Annotated in this window: 22 protein-coding genes and 1 pseudogene; 14 read left to right on the forward strand and 9 right to left on the reverse strand. The window is 67.1% G+C overall.

Features of this window, described 5'->3' with window-relative positions:
* Positions 1-133: 133 nt before the first annotated feature.
* Positions 134-1,000 carry a tyrosine-type recombinase/integrase gene (locus H7U32_RS02505; protein ID WP_204467797.1) on the reverse strand — a complete coding sequence of 289 codons (867 nt, stop codon included), beginning with the start codon at positions 998-1,000 and terminating at the stop codon, positions 134-136.
* Positions 1,001-1,096: 96 nt separating this feature from the next.
* Between H7U32_RS02505 and H7U32_RS02510 the strand changes: the two genes are divergently transcribed.
* The 3 genes from H7U32_RS02510 (at position 1,097) to H7U32_RS02520 (ending at position 3,090) form a co-directional block, all read left to right on the forward strand.
* The gene (locus H7U32_RS02510; RefSeq protein ID WP_204467798.1) at positions 1,097-1,411 is read left to right on the forward strand and encodes a hypothetical protein; all 315 of its coding nucleotides are present in this window, start codon (positions 1,097-1,099) and stop codon (positions 1,409-1,411) included.
* A 76-nt stretch (positions 1,412-1,487) separates the two neighbouring features.
* On the forward strand, positions 1,488-2,795 hold the full coding sequence (locus tag H7U32_RS02515; RefSeq protein WP_323804557.1) for a GH25 family lysozyme: 1,308 nt from the start codon (positions 1,488-1,490) through the stop codon (positions 2,793-2,795).
* 58 nt (positions 2,796-2,853) lie between these two features.
* A complete protein-coding gene (locus H7U32_RS02520) occupies positions 2,854-3,090 on the forward strand; it encodes a phage holin (RefSeq protein ID WP_204467802.1) in 237 nt (78 codons plus the stop codon).
* Positions 3,091-3,465: 375 nt separating this feature from the next.
* On the opposite strand, the gene H7U32_RS02525 is transcribed toward H7U32_RS02520, so the two are convergent.
* On the reverse strand, positions 3,466-3,669 hold the full coding sequence (locus H7U32_RS02525; RefSeq protein WP_204467803.1) for a helix-turn-helix transcriptional regulator: 204 nt from the start codon (positions 3,667-3,669) through the stop codon (positions 3,466-3,468).
* Between the two features lie 592 nt (positions 3,670-4,261).
* Between H7U32_RS02525 and H7U32_RS02530 the strand changes: the two genes are divergently transcribed.
* From H7U32_RS02530 to H7U32_RS02575, 10 genes are all read left to right on the forward strand, one after another.
* Entirely contained in the window at positions 4,262-5,314 is a 1,053-nt protein-coding gene (locus H7U32_RS02530; protein WP_204467812.1) for a transposase, read from the forward strand.
* A 195-nt stretch (positions 5,315-5,509) separates the two neighbouring features.
* The gene (gene ribH, locus H7U32_RS02535) at positions 5,510-5,971 is read left to right on the forward strand and encodes a 6,7-dimethyl-8-ribityllumazine synthase (RefSeq protein WP_204467814.1); all 462 of its coding nucleotides are present in this window, start codon (positions 5,510-5,512) and stop codon (positions 5,969-5,971) included.
* A gap of 124 nt (positions 5,972-6,095) precedes the next feature.
* On the forward strand, positions 6,096-6,896 hold the full coding sequence (locus H7U32_RS02540; RefSeq protein ID WP_204467815.1) for an alpha/beta fold hydrolase: 801 nt from the start codon (positions 6,096-6,098) through the stop codon (positions 6,894-6,896).
* A gap of 16 nt (positions 6,897-6,912) precedes the next feature.
* A complete protein-coding gene (locus H7U32_RS02545; protein ID WP_204467817.1) occupies positions 6,913-7,899 on the forward strand; it encodes an AEC family transporter in 987 nt (328 codons plus the stop codon).
* 144 nt (positions 7,900-8,043) lie between these two features.
* Positions 8,044-9,117 carry a TDT family transporter gene (locus H7U32_RS02550; protein ID WP_204467819.1) on the forward strand — a complete coding sequence of 358 codons (1,074 nt, stop codon included), beginning with the start codon at positions 8,044-8,046 and terminating at the stop codon, positions 9,115-9,117.
* Positions 9,118-9,153: 36 nt separating this feature from the next.
* Positions 9,154-9,987, forward strand: coding sequence for a LysR family transcriptional regulator (locus H7U32_RS02555; RefSeq protein WP_204467821.1), 834 nt, complete (start codon positions 9,154-9,156; stop codon positions 9,985-9,987).
* A gap of 102 nt (positions 9,988-10,089) precedes the next feature.
* On the forward strand, positions 10,090-11,163 hold the full coding sequence (locus tag H7U32_RS02560; RefSeq protein ID WP_204467822.1) for a YeiH family protein: 1,074 nt from the start codon (positions 10,090-10,092) through the stop codon (positions 11,161-11,163).
* A gap of 148 nt (positions 11,164-11,311) precedes the next feature.
* Positions 11,312-11,779: a hypothetical protein gene (locus tag H7U32_RS02565; RefSeq protein WP_204467824.1), complete on the forward strand. Its 468-nt coding sequence runs from the start codon at positions 11,312-11,314 to the stop codon at positions 11,777-11,779.
* A 132-nt stretch (positions 11,780-11,911) separates the two neighbouring features.
* A complete protein-coding gene (gene yidC, locus H7U32_RS02570) occupies positions 11,912-12,889 on the forward strand; it encodes a membrane protein insertase YidC (protein WP_239457444.1) in 978 nt (325 codons plus the stop codon).
* A 130-nt stretch (positions 12,890-13,019) separates the two neighbouring features.
* Positions 13,020-13,847 (forward strand): histidine phosphatase family protein, encoded by an 828-nt coding sequence (locus H7U32_RS02575; RefSeq protein WP_204467825.1) that lies wholly within the window; start codon positions 13,020-13,022, stop codon positions 13,845-13,847.
* Positions 13,848-13,955: 108 nt separating this feature from the next.
* Here H7U32_RS02575 and H7U32_RS02580 read toward each other — a convergent pair whose 3' ends face one another.
* From H7U32_RS02580 to H7U32_RS02590, 3 genes are all read right to left on the reverse strand, one after another.
* Positions 13,956-15,089, reverse strand: coding sequence for a 5-methyltetrahydropteroyltriglutamate--homocysteine S-methyltransferase (locus tag H7U32_RS02580; RefSeq protein WP_204467827.1), 1,134 nt, complete (start codon positions 15,087-15,089; stop codon positions 13,956-13,958).
* A 311-nt stretch (positions 15,090-15,400) separates the two neighbouring features.
* Entirely contained in the window at positions 15,401-15,871 is a 471-nt protein-coding gene (locus tag H7U32_RS02585; RefSeq protein WP_204467829.1) for a type II toxin-antitoxin system VapC family toxin, read from the reverse strand.
* On the reverse strand, positions 15,868-16,128 hold the full coding sequence (locus tag H7U32_RS02590; protein ID WP_204467830.1) for a FitA-like ribbon-helix-helix domain-containing protein: 261 nt from the start codon (positions 16,126-16,128) through the stop codon (positions 15,868-15,870). Before H7U32_RS02590 ends, H7U32_RS02585 begins: the two co-directional genes overlap by 4 nt.
* Positions 16,129-16,309: 181 nt before the next feature.
* Here H7U32_RS02590 and H7U32_RS02595 point away from each other — a divergent pair.
* Positions 16,310-17,140, forward strand: a pseudogene (locus H7U32_RS02595) (uracil-xanthine permease family protein); the annotation flags it as partial.
* A gap of 77 nt (positions 17,141-17,217) precedes the next feature.
* Here H7U32_RS02595 and H7U32_RS02600 read toward each other — a convergent pair.
* The 4 genes from H7U32_RS02600 to H7U32_RS02615 form a co-directional block, all read right to left on the reverse strand.
* On the reverse strand, positions 17,218-17,742 hold the full coding sequence (locus H7U32_RS02600; RefSeq protein WP_204467832.1) for an NAD(P)H-dependent oxidoreductase: 525 nt from the start codon (positions 17,740-17,742) through the stop codon (positions 17,218-17,220).
* Between the two features lie 70 nt (positions 17,743-17,812).
* A complete protein-coding gene (brnQ, locus tag H7U32_RS02605; protein WP_204467834.1) occupies positions 17,813-19,177 on the reverse strand; it encodes a branched-chain amino acid transport system II carrier protein in 1,365 nt (454 codons plus the stop codon).
* A gap of 124 nt (positions 19,178-19,301) precedes the next feature.
* Complete coding sequence (locus H7U32_RS02610; RefSeq protein WP_239457445.1) at positions 19,302-20,255, reverse strand: DUF3737 family protein; 954 nt, start codon at positions 20,253-20,255, stop codon at positions 19,302-19,304.
* Between the two features lie 174 nt (positions 20,256-20,429).
* Positions 20,430-20,777 carry a GNAT family N-acetyltransferase gene (locus tag H7U32_RS02615; protein ID WP_204467835.1) on the reverse strand — a complete coding sequence of 116 codons (348 nt, stop codon included), beginning with the start codon at positions 20,775-20,777 and terminating at the stop codon, positions 20,430-20,432.
* Positions 20,778-20,929: the final 152 nt, after the last annotated feature.

The following is a 20,929-nucleotide window of genomic DNA, read 5'->3' on the forward strand; positions in this document are numbered from 1 at the left end:
CCAGTCGATGCTGACCAGGGCTAGCCATTGCCCGTCACCGTTGGGCAGCACATGCCCGCTGATGGTGAGGGTGTCCGACGCTCCCAGACTCGACGTGCGATGGAAGACAATCGACTGGGTTACGGAAAGCCGCTTATCCGATGATGAGTCGTTCGAAGCTGCGTTGGGCGTCGCGCAGCACGCTCATGTCGGGTTTGAGGTAGTAGCGTGCGGTGGTCTTGATATCGGTGTGGCGCAGTTGCCGGGCGACGACGCTGATGTCCACTCCGCTCTTGATGGCCAATGTGCCCCATGTGTGGCGCAGGCTCTTGGGCGGCACGTAGGGCAGGCGCTCGCGTTTGCACCATGCCTGATAGCGTCGGGCGACCTGCGGCGGGGTCAGACCGCCGATAATCCTTCCCGACCGTCCATGCTTGAGCTCGCCGAGACGCTTGACCGCGAAGCGAGGCAGCTGGACGTCGCTTGAGCTCAGGTCGGTTTTGGGAGGGGCTACGACCTCGTGCCCGTCGACCCACTGCAGGCCGCGTCGGATGTGGATGACGCCGCGGCGCAAATCGATGTCCGACCATTCCAATCCGCATGCCTCCTCGCGGCGCAGGCCCGCGCATACCGCGCACAGGAGCCACGCCTCCAGTTCATGACCGTAGAAGCCGCGCAGGAGGCGGCGTACCTCGCCGGCGTCCAGCACGGGCGCGTCGTACCGTGGCTGGTGGGGGAGCGTAATCTCCCGGCGCGTGGGGTCCGTGTCCAGGCAGCCCTTGCGGACGGCGAGCCGGAGGATGCCGCGCAGCACCGCCCATGCCTTACGGGCGGCGCCGGGCTTGTGGAAGTCCCATAGCCAGTCCTCGATGGCGTCCGGCGTGATGTCGCCCATGTCCGTGTCCGCCCACCTGGGGGCTATGTGGCAGTTCCACGCGCTTTCGTAGCCGACGCGCGTGCACTCGCGCAGACGCATGCAGCGGGGTCGCCAGACCTGCTCCACGAACTCGACCAGCAGCATTCTTTACCTCGATTCATTCGATAAAACCCACACTCCCGCGCGGCCCGTCCGCGCGACGCCGCGTGTGGTTTTTCGCATTGTAGGAAGGTCCCCGTTATGAACCCGATCGTCCAGTCCGTCGTCATCTGGGTAGTCACTGGCGTGCTCGGTGTGGCGGCCGGGTGGGCTGCGTCTTGGTGGCGTGGCGCCAGACGGCGCGACAGGGCGCTCGAGGCGGGGGTGCGCGAGCTGCTGCTGTGCCAGCTCGAGGTCCTGCACGCGCAGATGGTCTCCGCCGGAGGCGTCGCGTCGGAGGACCTCAAGGCGCGGGCGCAGCGCATCTACGACAGCTACCACGGCATGGACGGCAACGGGCACGGCACTCAGGTCAACGACGACATCCAGCACGCGCCCATCAGACCACGTCAATAAACAGGGCTCATCAGGTTTGGCCACGGCACTGAGCCGTGGCCTTTTCCATATCAACCCTATGGAAAGGAAGGAAAGAGTGACCATCCTCAACAAGAGCAAGCCGCGGCATGTGGCTGCTGGCAAGCCCCGCAAGCCGACCGTGCTGGCCCGCATCATCGCCATGATCGTCGCCGTGCTGCTCGGCGCCTCGCCGGCGACCGCCCTGGCCGCGATGAACGGCTACGACGTCAGCAACTGGCAGTGCGGCATTAACACGGCCGCAGTGCCGGGCGACTTCGTCGTGGTCGGCACCACGTGGGGCACCGGCGGTTTCAACAACAGCTGTCTGGTCAACGGCGTGAACACTGACGCGAACCGGCAGCTGCAGACCGCGATGAGCGCGGGCAAGCGCACCGGCGTCTACCATTACGCCATGGGCGGCAACCCCGAGGCCGAGGCCACGTTCTTCGTGGACAACGTGCGCGGCTACGTCGGCAAGAGCATCCTGGTCCTGGACTGGGAGCAGGTCGACAATCCCGCGTGGGGCGATACGAGCTGGCCGCGCCGTTGGGCCGCGAAGGTCAAGCAGCTGACCGGCGTCAATCCGATCATCTACGTGCAGGACAGCGCGTACTGGCAGGTCGCCGGCATGGAGCAGTCCCACAACACCGGCATCTGGATCGCCCAGTACGCGTCGATGGACGCGACCGGCTACCAGTCGAACCCGTGGAACAACGGGATGCGCGGCGAGGTCATGCGCCAGTACACCAGTTCGGGCGTGCTGCCCGGCTGGAGCGGCCGCCTCGACCTGGACATCTTCAACGGCACGCCGGAGCAGTGGGACAAGTACGTCAACCCTGACGGTGACGTGCAGCCGCTCCCGCAGCCCGATCCCGGCACCGGTTCGGGTGGTTCCGCGGTGACGACCGAGTTCTGCGTGACCGTGGCTTCCGGCGACACCGTCAGCGGCATCGCGCAGCGCACCGGCCGCCTTCCGTGGACCGCGTGGCGTGTGCCCAGCGGCGACGCCGGCAGGATTTACCCGGGCGACCGGATCTGCTATGGCGGGACCGGCACGGTCTCCGGCGGCCAGTCCACCGCGTCGGGCGGCGGCACGTACACCGTGAAGAGCGGCGACTGCCTGAGCATGGTGTTCGGCAGCCGCTGGCCGTCGATCGCCGCGCTCAACGGACTTGTGTCGCCGTACACGATCTACCCCGGACAGGTCCTGAAGACCGACGGCGGCGCCACCTCCGCGTCCGGCGGGTCCCGCACCTATACCGTGCGCTCGGGTGATACCTTGTCCGGCATCGCGCAGCGGCTCGGCATCAGCTGGACCCAGCTCACCGGATACCGTTCGGGCAATCCCAGCCTGATCTATCCGGGAGAGGTCCTCCACTACTAGCCCATCATGGCCCGCATCCGTCACGGGTGCGGGCCCCATATTCATAAGGAGACCAATCATGGAAGACGAAGAAGAGACCACTGGGTATCTCATCCCGGACAAGGTGTATGACGTGCTCAAATGGGTGGGTCTGATCGCGCTGCCGGCGTCGGCTGTGTGCGTGCAGACCATCGGCACCGCCGCGGGCTGGACGGGCACCGACCTGACCGTCACCATCCTGACCGCCCTGGGAACCCTCGTCGGCGCACTCATCGGCGCCAGCGCCATCAAGGCGCGACGCACGACACAGGAGTGACCTGCGTCTCGCAGTATCACAGCGCCCCGCTTCACCCGCGTACGCTGCGGGGGAGCGGGGCGCTTTTCGCGTTTCCGGGGTGCTGTATGATGATTCGCGACAACAGAATAGAGTGCCCTTAGAGTGCCCGGACGGTTCTGGTCGTCCGTGAACCGTTGGAATCATTGGGTTTTCGTTTTCATCGTGGAGTTCAAGTTCAACGTGAGCAAGTGAGCCCCGCATACCGCGAAAACGGCGCGCTCCCAGCGGTTCCCGGACGTCGGGACGCGGGGGCGCGCCGTTTTGCGCGTTCCGGGGGATTGGCGGTTCATCATTCCGCATGACCTATGGGACCGCCTGTGGACGCGCGCCCGCCGCCACATGGCCCCGCACGTCTCAGTCCTTCGCGCGGCGGGGCCTGCCGCCGCCGACACCTCTGCCGGGACGGGCGGCGTTCCATGCATCGATAGTGGCCTCGCTCCACCCTCGCGCGCGTCCCACCATGACGTCGGGTTCGGGGAGCTTGTATCCAGCGAGGGCTCCGGTGGAGATACCGAGTCTGGCTGCGAACTCGGTCAGGCTCAGGTAGCGCTCGGTCATTGTCTGTTCCTTTCTCTCGACCAAGGTGTCGATGGTTCTTGGCAGCGAGGCCGTGACTTTCGTCAGCGTAGCCGTCGTCGCTATGGGGGCTGCGAGCTAGACGATTATGTGATTCATAATTGTGGCTCTCGGCGGTTTCTTGTGCGCTGTGGGGTGTGGAGGGGGCCTGCCGGATAATCGTCTGCGACCAAGCTGGACGATGTGACCGGGAGGCCCTGTGTCCGATTCCACGATGGGTGGCGGGGGCGTGTTGCCTTCGCCACCGTTGGAGTTGCCTTCGTCGGTGCCGGGGTTCCGGCAGACGGGCGCGTGCGTGGAGACCTCGCGCACGCTCGATCCCGGGACCAGGAGGGTTCCCCGGGCGCGTTCGTTCCCGGTGTTGGAGATTCCCGGCGAGACGTTGTGTCCCGCGCCCGCTGCCTGTCCCGTGTGCGGTGGGCGGACGCGCCCGAACGGGGCGGCGTCGTGCAGGCTCGCCCATCTGCCGTTCGGGGGTTCCCGGAGCGTCGTGACGGTCTACCGTCCCAGGGCGCGTCGCACGCGTTGCGGCGCGAGCGCCCGGGCGCCCGCGCCGTTCCGTGCGCCCGGGCGCATGGCCACGCTGGCGCTCGTCCGTCTGGTCGAGGACCTGCTGGCCTACGGGCTGACGCTCACGGACGTCGCCCTGGCCACCGGATTGTGCCGCCAGGTCTTCAGGGAGATCGACCGGGAGCGGCTGGCGTGCCTGTGCACGCGGCCCGCGCCCGACGGCAGGCGGGAGCCCTCCCCGCCCGCCGCACGCTCGCGTCTGCTCGGGGCGGACGGGTCTAAGCTGCGCGACGGGCACCGGTACGCGACCGTGGTCCTCGACCTGGAGAGCGGGCACGTGCTCTGGCTGGCGCGCGGCGAACGGCGCTCGGCGCCCGAGGGGTTCTTCGACCTGGCCGGCGACGAATGGATGGGCGGGGTCGAGGCCGTGGCCTGCGACATGAACGGCGACTACGAGCGGGCCTTCCGGGAGCGTTGCCCCCACGTCGCGGTCGTGTCCGACCGCTTCCACCTGGTCGGGAACCTCGACGGGAACGTGATCGGCGAGGTACGCAAGGACCTCCAGCGCGAACTGGTGGAAGCCGGCGGCCAGGAGGGCGCCAGACGGCTCAAGCGCACGAAATACCCGCTCATGGCCTCGCGCCCCACACGCGAACAATGGGAGCGCCAGGAGACCGGACCACGCGGCCCCTCCGAGAAACAGGCCTCGCTCTTCTGCGGCGAGGTCAGACCCCGATGGCAGGCCGGCCCGGAATCCGCCGTCCGCTACCGCGGGCTCGTCGCCTCGGACGAGCTCCTGTTCGCCGCGGACCTCGTCAAGGACACCCTCTCCCTGGCCCACGAGAGCCACGACCCCCGACAGATGCGCGAACTGATCGAACACGCGGCCGGCATCTGCCATGGAACCGGCGACAGGCACTTCGCCCGGTCCGCCCGCCCGCTCGAATCCCACATGGACGGCATCTGCGCGCACGCCCTCCATCCCGTCACCAGCGGCAAGGTCGAGGGAGCCAACAACATGATCAAGACCCTCAGACGCAAACACTACGGACTACCCGACGACGAATGCCTCTTCCTCAAGATCATGGACGCCAGCAGGAAAAAACAACGATGGTAGCCCCCCTCCACACCCCTCAACGCACAAAAATCCGCCAAGAACCCAAAATCTACCAGCTTTCCGGATTCGGGCTGGAGATCTCCCAGCGCATACCGATCCAGATGCCCGCTACGCCCCATGACCTGTCCTATCTCAGGACAAAGCAGGAGCGCATGGGCCATATGTTGAATGTCAAGTAACAGGAGGAATCGCATCATGAAAACATTCGAGGGGAAGCTGACGTCCCACGATATCAAGATCGGCATCGTCGTGGCCCGGTTCAACGAATTCATCACCGCAAAGCTGCTCGGCGGCGCCATGGACGGACTGCTCCGGCACGATGTGAACGAGGACGATGTCCATGTGGCCTGGGTGCCGGGAGCCTTTGAGATTCCGCTGATCGCGTCCAAGATGGCAAAGAGCGGGAACTATGACGCGGTGATCTGCCTGGGCGCCGTGATCCGTGGCTCGACCAGCCACTACGACTATGTGTGCAACGAGGTGTCCAAGGGGATCGCCGCGACCTCCCTCGAGTCCGGCATCCCCGTCCTCTTCGGCGTCCTGACCACGGACAACATCGAGCAGGCCATCGAACGGGCGGGCACGAAGGCGGGCAACAAGGGCTATGACTGTGCCGTCGGCGCCATCGAAATGGTGAACCTGATCCGCCAGCTCTAGGCGACGGGATCGGTCCTTCGCCGTGGCCCGTCCATAGTGGGGTGGACGGGCCTCGCGGCCGGCGCCGGCGGATGTACACTGCGCAGGGCATGTCCGGCGTGCGGACGGCGGAAAGGACGGAGACATGGCTGCGGACCCGCAGGCGAATGTGGCGAGAACGGGGCAGGGGCTGCCGATCGTGGTGGCCCACGGCATGGGCGTCGACCACCGCTCCCTGATGATGCTGGACGACTGGTTCCCCGACGGCACGCAGCGCCTGTACCTCGACCTTCCGGGGCATGGCCGCACGCCGCCGCTCGCCGGCAGGGGAGGCCTGCCCGAGTACGCCGACTGGTTCGTCGACGCCATCGACGACCTCGTGGGCCCGCGCCGGCCCTTCGCGCTCGTCGGCAACTCGATGGGCGGGGCGCTGGTGCGCGAGGCGGTCGCCCGCAGGAAGCGCCGCGTGGCCGGCGTGGCGCTCATCGCGCCGGTCATCGACCCGGTCATGGCCCGCCGCCACGTCGCCGAGCATGTGGTGGACGAGCCGAACCCCGACCTCATGCACCGGCTGCCGCTCGGCCAGGTGCTCGACTTCGTGCGCATGGGCGTCAACCAGTCCTTCGACGCCTGGCGCCGCTACCAGCGCTACATCCTGCCGGGCATCCGCGCCTTCGACCGCGAGGCGTACGCCAGGCTGGAGGAGCGCTACATCCTGCCCGACGTGCCGGAACGCACCTTCGGCACCTTCGACGGGCCGACGCTGGTCGTGTGCGGCCGGTGCGACCAGATCGTCGGCTACGAGGACCAGGAGGCGGTCCTGTCCCATTACCCGAACGCCCGCTACGCGGTCATCGAGCGGGCGGGGCACAACGTGTACGTGGACCGTCCCGATCAGGTCGGCGCGCTGCTGCGCGACTGGGCGGACGAGCTGCCCCTGGGCTGAACGGAGGGACGGAACCATGCATCAGTTCTCGGTGATGACCGGCCAGCTTATCGGATTCGCGGTCATGCTGGCCGTCGGCTACCTGTGCGTGCGCCTGCGCCTGTACGGCATGAAGGCGCTCGACGGTATCTGCCAGCTCATCCTCAAGGTGGGCATCCCGCTCATGGTGTTCTCCAACGCGGTCACCGGCGCCACGCGCGCCGACCTCATGGAGTCCGGCGGCATCATCGTGATGCAGATGGTCATGTACCTGCTGCTCGTCGCCGTCACCTGGACCGTCGCCAAGGCGATGTGTCTGGGCGTGGACCGCGGCCACATGTTCCAGGCGGCGTTCATCTTCGGCAATGTCGGCTTCGTCGGCCTGCCGCTGCTCATCGCCCTGTTCCCTCAGCGCGGCGCCCTGTACTACTCGCTCATGGCCATCCTTGACCAGCTGCTCATGTGGACCTACGGTGTGTGGCTGAGCCGGCCGCGGGAGGGGCGGCCGAAGCCCGGCCCCGCCCCGCTCGCCCAACGTCTCAGAGGGACGCTGGCCACGCTGCGCGGCCTGGTGAGCCCCGGCCTCGTCTCGGTGCTGCTGTCCTTGGGCGTCATCCTCGCGGGCGTCCACGTGCCCGACGTCATCGTCGCGCCGCTGCACACCATCGGCTCGATCTCCACGCCGCTGTCGCTCATGTACATCGGCGGCCTGTTCGCCCTATGCGACTGGATGCCCACGCTGCGCCGCCCCGAGCTGTACGTCGGCATCGTCGTGAAGATGCTGGTCCTGCCGGTCGGCCTGTACGCGCTGCTGACGTTCGTGCCGCCGATGCTGGGCATGGCCCTGCTCGACCCGGACATGGTGCACGCCGTCGTCGTGGTCTGCGCGATGCCGACGATGGCCGCGCTCGTCATGTTCGCTGAACGCGAGCGCAACCAGCCAGAATACGCGGTGGGCATGGTGCTCGTGACCACCGTGGCCAGCCTGCTGACGCTCACCGGCGTCTCCTACCTCGTGTTCTGACCCGCCGTCGCGCCGCCGCGCCCCCGCCGGCCCCTTTGCCATCGGAAGGGGCGGCCGGGTCCGGGGTTGGCATCGGTGACGCCGATGGCAACCATCGGGGACACTCATTTGATGCCCCGTGCCGGGGAGGGTTCAATGGGGGCCATGAGCAATCCCAACGCACAGAACGCCGCGGCCCGCCCGCACTCCCGCCACTACCACTTCCACAAAACCGTCGCCTTCCCCCGGGCTGGTCTGACCCTCGGCATCCTCGCCCTGGGCAACCTCCTCATCTCGATGACGCCAGACGCGGCCGACTGGCCCATCCGCATTGTCTTCGGCGTCGCGGCCCTGCTGCTGTACGTCAACATCGTGCTCAAGTTCCTCGTCCAGCCCTACCAGGTGCTCACCGACGACATGCAGAACCCGGTCGTCGCCCCCGTCTCCGCCACCATCTTCATGACCGGCATGCAGTTCGCCACCTACATCGCCCCCATCGGCGGCATCTGGCACACGCTCGCCGTGCTCCTGTGGTATTTCTCCGTGAGCTTCAACCTCGCGCTCATGGTGCACATCACCAGCCACTTCGTGGTCAAGGGCTTCGAACTCAGGAACGTGTACCCGACCTGGTTCGTCGGCTACGTCGGCATCGTCGTCGCCTCCGCCACCAGCGCCCCCGTCGGCCAGCAGGACCTCGGCCGGATCATCTTCTGGCTTGGCTTCGCGCTCTACATGGCCATGCTCGTGCTCGTCACCGTGCGCATGGCGAGGATCGCCCTGCCCGAGGCCGCCAAGCCGACCTTCACCATCTACACCGCCCCGATGAGCCTGTCCATCGCCGGCTACACCACCGCCTTCGACAAGCCGAACGCCTGGTTCGTGCTCGTCATGCTCGTTGCCGCCCAGATCCTCTTCGTCATCGTGCTCACCCAGATGCCCAGGCTGCTGAGGATCAAGTTCTACCCCAGCTACGCGGCCTTCACCTTCCCCTTCGTCATCACCGCCACCGCCCTGCTCAAGGCGCTGGCCGTCTTCGAGGCCGCCGGCTGGGCCGTGCCCGCCTGGCTCCACTGGCTGCAGATCGCCGAGACCGCGGTCGCCTGCGCCATCGTGCTTTACGTCACCGTCGAATTCGTCATCCACATCGCCGACAACTGGCACAAGACCGAGCAGATGGTCGCCGAGGAGAAGGCGCGGCTCGAAGCCGAGATGGAAGGCGACGTCGCCACGGCCCGGTGAACCGCCATGTTCGCGCCGCCCTGCGATACTAGGGGCATGTTCGACCTGCTGGAGACCATGGTCGCCGTCTACGAGACCGGCCAGTTCACCATCGCGGCGGACGAGCTGAGGGTATCCCAATCCACCGTCTCGTCCCGCATCGCACAGCTCGAGCGCCTCGTCGGCGCCCCGCTGTTCGACCGCCACGCCAAAAGCGACGTGACCCCCACCGAAGCCGGCCGCGTGCTCTACGCCACCGCCACCAGCATCGGCGAACAATGGCGCGACGTCCGCGAGCGCATCGCCCGCGAACAGGCCGCCAAGGAGGAGTTCATCCTCCTGCTCTCCCACACCGCCGCCAGCGTCCTGCTGCCCCGCGCCGCCGCGACGCTCGGCGACGCCCTCGCCGGCTTCGACGTGGCCGTGCGCGCCCTCAACTCCGACGCCATCCTCGCCCACATCGGCCGCAAGGGAGCCCAGCTCGGCATCGTCGAGAAACCCATCGCCGACGACGCCGTCCAACGCGTGACCCTCTGCCACGACCGCCTGGTGCTCGCCGGAGGCGAAGGCGCCGAAGGCGACGTGCTGCTCGTGCGCGAACACGGCTCCGGCGTGCGCTACTACACCGACCTGTACCTCAAGATGTCCGGGGAAGTGCCCGAACGCACCATGGAGGTCTCCAGCAACGCCGCCATCGTCGCCTGCCTCGCCTCCGGATTCGGCCGCTCCATCGTCTCCCGCGCCGCCGTGCCCGACGGCGTGCCCTGCAAGGACCTCGGCCCCGAGTTCACCCGTCGCTTCTACGCGCTCGTGCCCCGCTCGGGCCTCAGCCGCGGGCAGCGGGCGCTCGCCGGCCAGATCGTCGCCGCGCTCGCCGACGACGCCGGCTGACGGCCGGCGCATGACCGGATTCGATGGCATCGGTTTTTCCGATGCCAGGCATCGGCGACGCCCATTTGCGCGCCCCGCGCACCCCCGTGTTGAATAGGGGGTATGAGAGAGTTTTGCAAGAAGTGGTGGGCCCGCATCGCGACCACCGATATGCTGTTCATCGCCGTGCTCACGCTGATCGCCTCGTTCATCGGCACCTATCTCAAGCAGTTCCCCGGCTTCTCGCTGCTGGGCGCGCTCATCATCGCGCTGCTCATCGGCATGGTCATCCAGTTCCCCATCCGCGGCGCCTACGTGAGGGACAACGGCAAGCGTCGCGCCGGCGTCAAGGACGCGGCCGGCCTCATCTCCAACAAGCTGCTGCGCCTGGGCATCATCCTGTTGGGCTTCAAGCTCAATCTGCAGGTCCTGTTCACCCAGGGCATCAAGTGCCTGCCCATCGCGGCCGTCATCGTCGCTCTCGTCATCGTGGTCACCTATGCCATCGCGCGTGCCCTCAAGGTGAGTCCCATGCTCGCCATCCTCACCGCCGGCGGCACCGGCATCTGCGGCGCCGCGGCCGTCATGGGTCTGTCCGGCTCCATCACCGTCTCCTCCGAGGAGGAGCAGGAGGAGAAGGACGACGACGAGGTCATGGCCGTCGCCACCGTGGCCATCATGGGCACGGTGTTCGCACTCATCGAGATTGCCCTGTTCCCGGCCCTGGGCCTCACCCCCGCGCAGCAGGGCGTGGCCGCCGGCGCCAGCCTGCACGAGATCGCCCACGCGGTCGCCGTCGGCGGTGCGTTCGGCGAGGAGGCGCTCAACATGGCTACGATCATGAAGCTCTCCCGCGTGCTCATGCTCGTGTTCGCCGCCATCATCATCGCCGTGTGGTGGGACCGCACCCATTCCACCGCCAAGGCGGAGGGCAAGCGCAAGGTCGCCTTCCCCTGGTTCATGCTCGGCTTCATCGCCGCCAGCGTGCTCGGCACCTACGTGCCGTTCCTCAACGCCATCGCTCCGCAGCTGGTGGACGTGGCGTATATCGTGCTCGGCATGGCCATGGCCGCGCTCGGCATCAACGTGAACTTCAAGGCCATCGCGCAGAAGGGCGCCAAGGCCGTGCTTGCCAGCTTCATCGCCTCGGTGCTGCTTGTCGCCGTGGCCGTGGGCGTGGCGGTGCTGTTCTTCTGATCGATCCCGGTTTCCCGGACTCTGGAGGCGGGCGGGGCGGCGTGGTGCCGCCTCGCCCGCCTCCGTTGTTATGCCGGCCGATCGGGGCCGTCACTGTCATCTGATACGGTGGGCGGCAACCTGTTGGGGGCCGCACTGGGGGAATGGCATGGCCGATGGCATCACGTTGGGGACGAAGCTGCGGTTCGCGGCGTTCGCTCTGTGCCTGATGCCGTTGGTCGCGCCGTGCGCGTGCCTGCTGATGTGGCGCCAGCGCGTGGCCGCGTCGGCCGCCACTGCGCGGACCGGCGGCCGGCTGCGCTATGCCGCGCTGTCCCCGGCGGCGGCGATGCTTTCCCTCCTGCCGATGATGCTGGCGGTGTCCGCCATGCTTCCCGCCTCCGCGGTGATGCCGGTCACTGATATGATCGGCCTGATCGGTGCCGCGGCGGTCACACTCGCCGTGGGCTGGGCCGCCGCCCTCGCCCTGGGTATGCGGCCATGCGCCGGCCCCGGCCTGTGTGCCGCGCACGCATTCCGTTTTGACAGCCATGTGGGCGCATTGACGCGCTCATGGTCCGCGCCGCAGTGGATGCCCCGCTGGGCGCGGTTCGCGCTTCCCGAAGCACAAATCTGACCGTAGTTCCTTCCGTCGTGACTCCGTGGCGTCCGCATGCGCGGATGCCGCTGCCACTCCGTTCAGATATCCCCGGGACCTTGCGGCGCGCGCATGCCGCAAGACGCTCCCGCGTTCGAGAAAGCGCCTGTTATGTCATTGATCGTCCGACTGCTCATGCCATTGGAATGGCTGATCGCCCATGTGCTCACGTCGCTGCACGCCCTGCTGGTGCGCTGCGGCATGGATGACGGCCCGGGATCCGCCTGGTGCCTGTCGCTCGTCGGCCTGGTGGTGGTGATCCGCCTGTGCCTGCTGCCACTGTTCCTCCGCCAGATGCGCGCCATGCGCCGCACCCAGGCGTTGCAGCCGGAGCTGGCGCGCATCCGCCGCCGGTATACCGGCCGGAGCGACCCGCGGTCCAGGGAGGCGATGCAGCGCGAGACGATGGCGTTGTACCAGCGGCAGGGCGTGCTTCCATTGGCCGCGTTCCTCCCGACGCTGGTCCAGGGGCCGGTGCTCTGCGCCCTGTGCGGCACGCTCCAGTCACTGCCCGGCATCGCCGCCGGCGGGGCCGATGCGCTGGGCGGCATCGACCGCGTGGCCGCCGCGGCCATCGAAGCGTCCCATTGCGGGCCGGCACGGCTGTCCGACGTGTTCCTCGCTCCAACCGGCGGCTTGGGCGCCCAGGCGATGGCGCTTGTCGCCATTGCGGCGATGTGCGCGACGATGATGGCGCAGCAATGGCTGCTGCTCCACCGCAACACACCGCGCGAGGCGATGGTGGGCCCGCAGTTCCGCATGCAACGGGTCACCGCGTTGACGATGCCGCTCATCTACATCGTGTCCGGCGTGCACCTGCCGTTCGGCGTGCTGCTGTACTGGATGACGAACAACCTGTGTAATTTCGGGCAGGCGATGGCGCAGCTGCGCCTGTTCCCCGCCCCCGGTTCCCTGGCGGGGGAACGCAAGGCGGCCCGCGACCACGCCCGCGAGAACATGCGGCGTGTGGCGGCCGGCATGCCCTCCCTGGAGGAGGAGCAGGCCGAGCGGGCCAGCTGTGCCGCACAGACCCGCAGGGCGCGGGAACGCCGGCACCGGCCGGCTTCGCGCCGGCGCACCCGACGGTGACGGGCGAGGCTGTCTGCCGGAGCCGATGCTTGACCTCGGCAGACGGTTCGACTGCGGATACAATGGAGCCGTCCGTAGCCTCCCGTGACCGGGGCTGACGGCAGTTCGACGATGTTATAAGGAGCGAGCCATGGGCATGCCGCTGGACCTGTACGTCATCCGCCACGGGGAATCCGAGGCGAACGTCATCATCAGCGCGGGGGAGCAGGGCGACACGTCCCTGTACACGCAGGACAACGTGACCGTCCCCGACCGCTCGTGGAGGCTCACGGCCACCGGACGCAAGCAGGCCGACTGCATCGGCCGCTGGCTCGTGGCCCAACAGCAGCTGTTCGACCGCTACCTGGTCTCGCCCTACGTGCGCACACGCGAGACCGCCGCCACCATGGCGCTGCCCAAGGCCAAGTGGGAGGAGACCCGCGTGCTGCGGGAACGCTCCTGGGGCGAGATCAACACCATCACCAAGGACGAGTTCAAATCCAACTATCCGCGCAACTGGATGTTCAAGGCCACCGACCCGCTGTACTGGCGGCCGCCGGCGGGCGAGTCCATCGCCGACGTGGCGGAGGACCGCGTGCACAACCTGCTCACCAGCCTCAACCGCAAGTCCGACGCCGAATCCGTGGTCATGGTCTCACACGGCGACCTCATGCTCGCCCTCATGCTCACACTCGAGGACCTTTCGGACGAGGAGTTCCTGCACCGGGCGGTCGCCCCCGAATGGCAGATCACCAACTGCACCTGCCTGCACTATTCGCGCCGTGACCCGGCCACCGGGCGCACCTCCAAGCGGCTGCGCTGGGAGCAGACCGCCCGGCCGATGCTCGACGCGGCCACCGGACGGTGGGAGGTCCGGGTGGAGCCGTGGCGCGAGTTCCAGCGTCCGCTGCTGTCCAACGGCGACCTGGTGGACGTGGTGCACGCCGTCGACCCCCACCTCGAACAGTACGCGCGCTGAGACAAGGGCGGGCACACCGTATAGGAAGACCGCCGCCGCTCCGCAGGAAGGGAGCGACGGCGGTCCGTCATCCAGGGCGGTCAGGTTCCTGCCTGAGACTCCGACTCGTCAGTCCTCGCCCCACACGTCCCTGGCGATGGAGCGGACGAGAGCGATCTTGGCCCACTGCTGGTCCTCGGTGAGCTTGTTGCCCTCCTCGGTGGAGGCGAAGCCACACTGCGTGGACAGGCACAGGCGCTCCAGCGGCACGTACCGGGCCGCCTCGGCGATGCGCGCCTTGATGCGCTCCGGGTCCTCCAGTTCCGGACGCTTGGAGGTGATCAGACCCAGCACCACCTTCTTGTCCCCGGAGACGTGGCGCAGCGGCTCGAAGTCGCCAGAGCGGTCGTCGTCGAATTCCAGGTAGTAGGCGGCGACGTTCTCGTCGGCGAACAGATACGGGGCGACCGGCGCATATCCGCCCTCGAAGGCGTAGGTGGAGTGGTAGTTGCCACGGCACACATGCGTGGTGATGACCAGGTCCTCCGGCTTGCCCTCGATGGCCATGTTGTTGAGCTCCACGCCCAGACGGCTCACCTGCTCCAGGTCCACGGCGCTCATGCCGGTCTTGGCCACGAAGTCGGTGTCGCAGTAGATGCCCCACGTGCAGTCGTCGAACTGCACGTTGCGGCAGCCGGCCGCGTACAGGTCGGCCAGCACCTGGCGGTAGGCGGCGGCGATGTCGGCCTTGAGCCGATCGTCATCCGGATACACGGCGCGCAGGGACTCTACCTGCCCCGCAGCGCGGTCCAGTGTGATCTCCGAATACAGCTGGATCGGGGCGGGGATAGTCTGGCGGGCAATGGTGTTGCCGTCCTCGAACTGCTTGACGAAGCGGAAATGCTCGACGAAGGGGTGGTGCTCGCCGCCGATGTGGCCGGTGATGACGGCGGTGTCGGCGCGGGTCTCCTCGTCATGGAACATATAGCCTTGCGCAGCGGTCCGGCGTTCCACGCCCTGCAGCCCCCACATGAAATCGAGATGCCAGTAGGAGCGGCGGAACTCGCCGTCGGTGATGACGTGCAGTCCGGCCGCCTTTTGCTTGGCCACCAGATCGGTGATGCAGCGGTCCTCGACGGCTTTGAGCGCCTCGGCGTCGATGCGGCCGGCCTCGAAGTCGGCGCGAGCGGCCTTGAGTTCGGCCGGGCGCAGGTAGCTGCCGACCACGTCGGCGCGGAACGGGGCGTTGTGCTGGTAGGGCATGGGTGGGTGTCTTCCTTTCCTTCGGATCCGCATCGTGCGGTGACGGCGACGATGACGAGGAAGCATTGTAACGTCGGCGAGACGCCCAGACTCGCGGACGTGTCATAGATATTTCCGATGACCGGTTCAATCGAGGAGCGCGAATCAATGGGGGTAATACCGGATTCGCGGGGCCAAGGCCATCGGTGTCCCCCGAAACCTTTGTGATATGCAGTCGGAATCTTGGGCCGATGACGGGGCGCGGAGACGTGATGGTCGCGTAATGTCATTGCAATGCGGCGCTGATGATGGGCGGTGCCCCAGAGGTGGCGTCACGTGGGATCAGACAGATGGCGCTCTGACGATGAGGACTCGGAATCCCAGGGGTTGATGAGTTCGATGCCGAGGCCCAGGAAGTCCTTGGTGTTGCGGGTGACGACGGCGCAATCGTTGACTGCGGCGATGGCGGCGATCTGGCAGTCCTGGACACCGACCGGCCGACCGACTCGCTCGCGCGTCACCTGCATCACGGCGCAGCGCATGGCGGCTGGTGTGTCGAATGCCAGTATGCGGGGCTTGTAGGCGATGAAGAGACGTCTGATCTGTTCCTCGAGTTTGCGCCGTCGCTGGCCGTGCTCGATGCGTCCGACGCCGTAGAGCAGTTCCATGACCGTGATCGTGCTCATGAAGGTGTCGTTCCATGGTGTGGCATCCTGCCATCGCACGACCGCGGGGTCAATATGTTCCTTCATGAGTTCCGAGAAGACGTTGGTATCCAGCAGCAACCGGCGGTGGGCGGTCATGGCAGGTCCACCTGCCTGGGGGCGTCGTTCCGCGCGGGTTGCTCCAATTCGTTGTCGCGCAGGCCTCCATCGAGTGCCGTGCGGATTCGGTCGAAGAAATCTCCGACAGTCATCTCCTCATGGGCGATGAAGGCGGCGGTGTGGCCCTCGAGGATGCTTCTGACCTCCGCTTCCATCGAACGCCCATGCGCCCTCGCCTCGTCTTTCAACCGCTCGATGATCTGGTCGTCGAGTCTGCGAATCGTCAGGGTCCCCATATTGACGCCCCTTTCTCATGCAATGTGGTCACTCCATTGTTCGCCACCATGCTAGCACTCTGACAGCGTTACTGGACTTACTGCCATGCCACGATCCCGTTGAGCATGTCATGGTGGATTCCACCGCGCCCGGGGCCGCCGGCACCCCGTGCTCCTACAATGGGGCCGAACCGACGGAGTCGTCGCTCATCGCGTGTGGAACAACTTCAAGGCCGCGCCGGACACCGCGCTTGTCACGCTGCTGGCAGTGCTGCTCATCGCCGTGCTGTTCAAGGGTCTGGTGGGCCGCCTCAACATCCTGCTCGGCGTCGTGGTCGGCTACCTCTACGCCTGCGCCCGCGGCCAGGTCGACTTCTCCGCCATCGGCAAGGCCGCCTGGGTGGGTCTGCCGCATTTCCACACGCCCCAGGTCGACTTCTCCATCCTGCCGATGTTCATCCCCGTCGTGCTCGTGCTCGTGGCCGAGAACGTGGGCCATGTCAAGTCCGTGGCGCAGATGACCGGCCGCGACTACGACGGCCAGATGGGCACCGCGCTGTTCGCCGACGGTCTGGGCACCGCCATCGCCGGCTTCGGCGGCGGCTCCGGCACCACCACCTACGGCGAGAACATCGGCGTGATGGCCGCCACGAAGGTCTACTCCACCGCCGCCTACTGGTGCGCGGCCGGCTTCGCCTTCCTGCTGAGCCTGTGCCCGAAGTTCGGCGCCATCATCAACACCATTCCCGCCGGCGTGCTCGGCGGCGTGACCACGCTGCTCTACGGCATGATCGGCATGATCGGCGTGCGCATCTGGGCGGAGAACAAGGTCAACTTCGACAAGCCGATCAACGTGATGACCGCCGCCATCGTGATGATCATCGGCATCGCCGACTTCACCTTCGCCATCCAGGGTGTTTCCTTCAACGGCATCGCCATCGGCACCATCGTCGTGCTCGTCGCCTACCACGGCCTCAAGGCCATCGGCAAGGCCACCGGCACCATCGCCAAGGACGATCCGGACGTGCTGTAGCGTCCGTCCACTCCGACCATAGACAAGGCTCCCGTCCGGAAACCATCCGGACGGGAGCCTTGTCTATGGTCGGCAGGTCAGCCGGCGATGGCCTTCACATAGGCCTTCGCCACTTCGTCAAGCCCGGCCTCGTCGATCGTGGCGCAGCCCTGCACGAGGAACGGCGGCTCATAGGTCAGGCCGATGCGCCGCGCCACCACCTCGAAGGGGCTGAGCAGCTCGTCCATTGTGCGCTTGTAGGCGCCGTCCGGCTGGAACTTCGCCGCCTCCGACCCGGTGGTGACGACCAGACGCAGCGTCTTGCCGTCGAGCGCATGACCGCCGCCGTAGCACCAGCCCGGGCGGAACACCTCGTCCTCCCACTGCTTGAGCAGCGCGGGGGAGGAGTACCAGTAGAACGGGAACTGGAGGACGATGCGGTCGGTCCGCTCGAGCGCGGCCTGCTCCGCCTTCACATCGATGCGGAAGTCGGGGTAGAGCGCGTACTCGTCGCGCACGGTCACGTCGGATGCGCCGGACGCCTTCAGCTCGGCCAGCAGACGTGCGTTCACTCGGGACGTATCTGCCAGATGCGGGTGGAACACCAGCACGGTGGTTGCCATGGTTGCACTCCTTGCCTGGGGACGGGTGATTGTGATTCCATTATCGTGGCGCCACTGGTGCGCCGTGCGCTCATTCCACGGGCTGAATGTGACGAACCGCACTGTGGATCACGCCCGCCACCACGCCGATGAGCGCCGGCACGAGCCAACCGAGCTGCTGGGCGTGCAGCGGCAGCAGATCCAACGCCTGCGCCAGCCAGGGGATGGTGACGCCGACCAGACCCGCCAGACTCACGATGCAGTCGAGCACGGAGACCACGCCAACCAACGTCACCACCCACGGGTAGACGCGCGGGAAGCGCGCGCCGAGCACACGGTGGGAGAGCGCCAGCAGCACCAGCGCCGTGGCGATCGGGTACAGCGCGGACAGCACCGGCACGGCCGCCTTGATGATCGCCGCCAGCCCCGCGTTCGAGACGACGAAGCTGAACGCCGCGAAGATGGCGCTCCACACGCGGTAAGTGACGCGATGGCCCGCGACCGTCGGGAAATGGTTGTGGAAGAACGTGCTCACCGTGGAGATGAGTCCCGTGCACACGTTGAAGCAGGCGATGACGAACACCACGCCGACAAACGCCGTGCCCACCGGGCCGAACGCCGTGGAGGTGAGGTTCGTGAGCACCGTGGCGCCGGTCTCCTTGGCAGGGTCGATCGGGACGATCGACCCCGAGACGGTGCCGACATACGACAGCGCCCCGTAGATGGCGATGAGCATGATGCCCACGCCGACGCCGGCCAGGCCGGTCTCCCGGCGGTTGGCGCCCTCGTCGGCGACGCCCATCTCGCGGATGTTCGCGGAGACGACGATGCCGAAGTACAGCGCCGCCAGCAGATCCATGGTCTGGTAGCCGTCGAGGAAGCCGCGCGCCATCTGCCCGGAGGCGTAGTCGCCCATCGGCGCGGGGAACGCGGGATACGGCGTGAACAGGCAGGCGACGAAGATCACCACGATGAAGACCAGCAGCAGCGGGCCCATGACCTTGCCCAACGCGTTCGAGAGTTTCTCCGGATGCTGCGCCACCACATAGGACAGCACGAAGAACACGAGCGAATAGGCCAGCTGGAGCGCCCAGACCGGGGCGGAGCCGGCGAAGGGAGCGACCATCATCTCGAAGGAGGTGGTCGCGGTGCGCGGAATCGCGAAGCATGGGCCGATGGTCAGGATGATCGCGATGCCCAGGATCAGCGCGAACTTCGGCGACACGCGCCGTGCCAGCTGTTCGAAGCCGCCGGCCGAGGAGACGGCGAGCACGCCCAGGATCGGCAGGCCCACCGCGGAGACGATGAACCCGACCGCGCCCGGCACCGTGGCCGACCCGGCCTGGGCGCCGAGAAACGGCGGGAAGATGAGGTTCGATGCTCCGAAGAACATCGAGAAGAACGTGATGGTGATGACGACGCGCTGCCGCGCGGACAGGTGTTGCGACTGTGCCATGGCTTGCTCTCTTCAAGGCCTTTCAAAACCGTTTCAGCCAATACAGCAAGCATTGTAGCCACGTCGCGGCGGCGCGGGCCCCGCCGGCATGGCGGGCCCGCGCCGGCCAGGACGGGTGCAACCGTCAGCGGGCCGTGAGGTCGCGTCCGTCCGGGGTGACGATCTCGGTGGCCTTCGGGTCGACGAACGCCGGGTCAAGCGTGAGCTCCTCGACGCCGTCGCACACGATGCGCCCGGAGCGCGGGTTGAAGATGCTGCGCACCGGGCCGACGAGCTCGGCGTCCACATCGGAGTATTCGAAGGCGAGCTCCGAATTGATCAGGCGGCAGTTGCGCAGCGTCAGGCCCTCCACATAGCACAGGCCCTGCAGGCTTTCGATCGTGCAGTTCTCGAAGGTCACGTTGCGCGAGTTCCACGCCACGTAGGCGCCGGAGATGTGCGAGTCGCGCACGGTGATGTTCTGCGCGTTCCAGAAGGCGTCGCGGCCCACGATGCGCGTGTTCGCCACGGTCACGTTCTTCGCCCCGTCGAAGGAGTAGCCGCCCACCAGGGTCAGTCCGTCGATCGAAAGATCCTGGGAGTTCATCGCGAAGTAGTCGCCCTTGACGGTCACGTGGTCGAGCGTCACGTCGCGGCAGTCCCACAACGTCTCCGCGCCGTTGGTGAACGCCACGTTCCTGAGCGTGACGCCGGTGCAGCGGCGCAGGTTCTTCGGCGAGTCGATGGCCGAGTCCGCGATGTCCACGTGCTTGCAGTACCACAGGCCGGCGCGCGTGGCCTCCAGCCAGGTGCAGCCGCGGGCCGTGAGATCGGTGTCGTACCACAGCGGGTACTTCCATTCGAACACGCAGTCGGTGAGCGTGACGTCGGCGGCGTGCTTGAGCGCCGATTCGCCGTCCGCGAACGTGACGCCCTCGTAGTCATGGCGCCGCACCGCGTAGCCGATGCGTTCGCCGGTCAGGTGCTTCTGGACGACGGCGGTGCGGCCGGCTCCGCCTTCGTGGGAGGCCGCAATCGCCTCCATCGTCGGTTCCGCGGTGCCAAGCCAGTCGTTCGCGGTCTGGGATGCGTCAGTCATGGGTCGCGTTCCTTTCCTTCGGCAAGAGGGAGTCGATGGCGGTGGCGGCATACGTCGCGGGCCACCGCCAGATGGTCTGGACGCCATTGTGCCACGACGCCGCCACCCATGCCTAATGTCCCTACGCCATGCGCGGACATGCCCGTCCGATATGGAGCGGAGCCTGTATGCCGCTCAGCCGCGGTTGACGATCTGCATGGCGGCGCCGTCCTCCATGAGCCGGAAGCCGTGCCGCTCGTAGAACGGCGCGTTGGCGCGCTCCTCCGGCATGACCTCCAGGAAGAAGTAGTCGCGGTACCGGTCGCGCACCAGCTCGACCAGCCGGCCGCCGTCCCAGGCGCTGAACACGGTGTCCGATCCTATGAGCGCCCTGTGCAGGCGCTGCGGGTATCCCGCCGATTCCCATCCGACGGAGCGGAACAGCCGTTCGACTTGGTCTTGGTCGAACCGTTTCTCATCCGTGTGCGCGATGGTGGATTGGGCCGGGTGGGGCGTCGCTGATGTTGTCGCTGATGCAGCCATGCCGCATGATGGTAGGCGCGTCGGCGTCGCTGCCGTCATGCCGTCCCGATGGGTGGATGCGGTCGGCCCGGCGCACCGCCGCGCCACCCCGGTCGGATGGTCGGGCCTGGCCGATGGGAAGACTCAGCGATACCAAGGCCACCTACAATCGG

Source organism: Bifidobacterium pullorum subsp. saeculare, from assembly GCF_016899725.1.
GTDB lineage: Bacteria > Actinomycetota > Actinomycetes > Actinomycetales > Bifidobacteriaceae > Bifidobacterium > Bifidobacterium pullorum_C.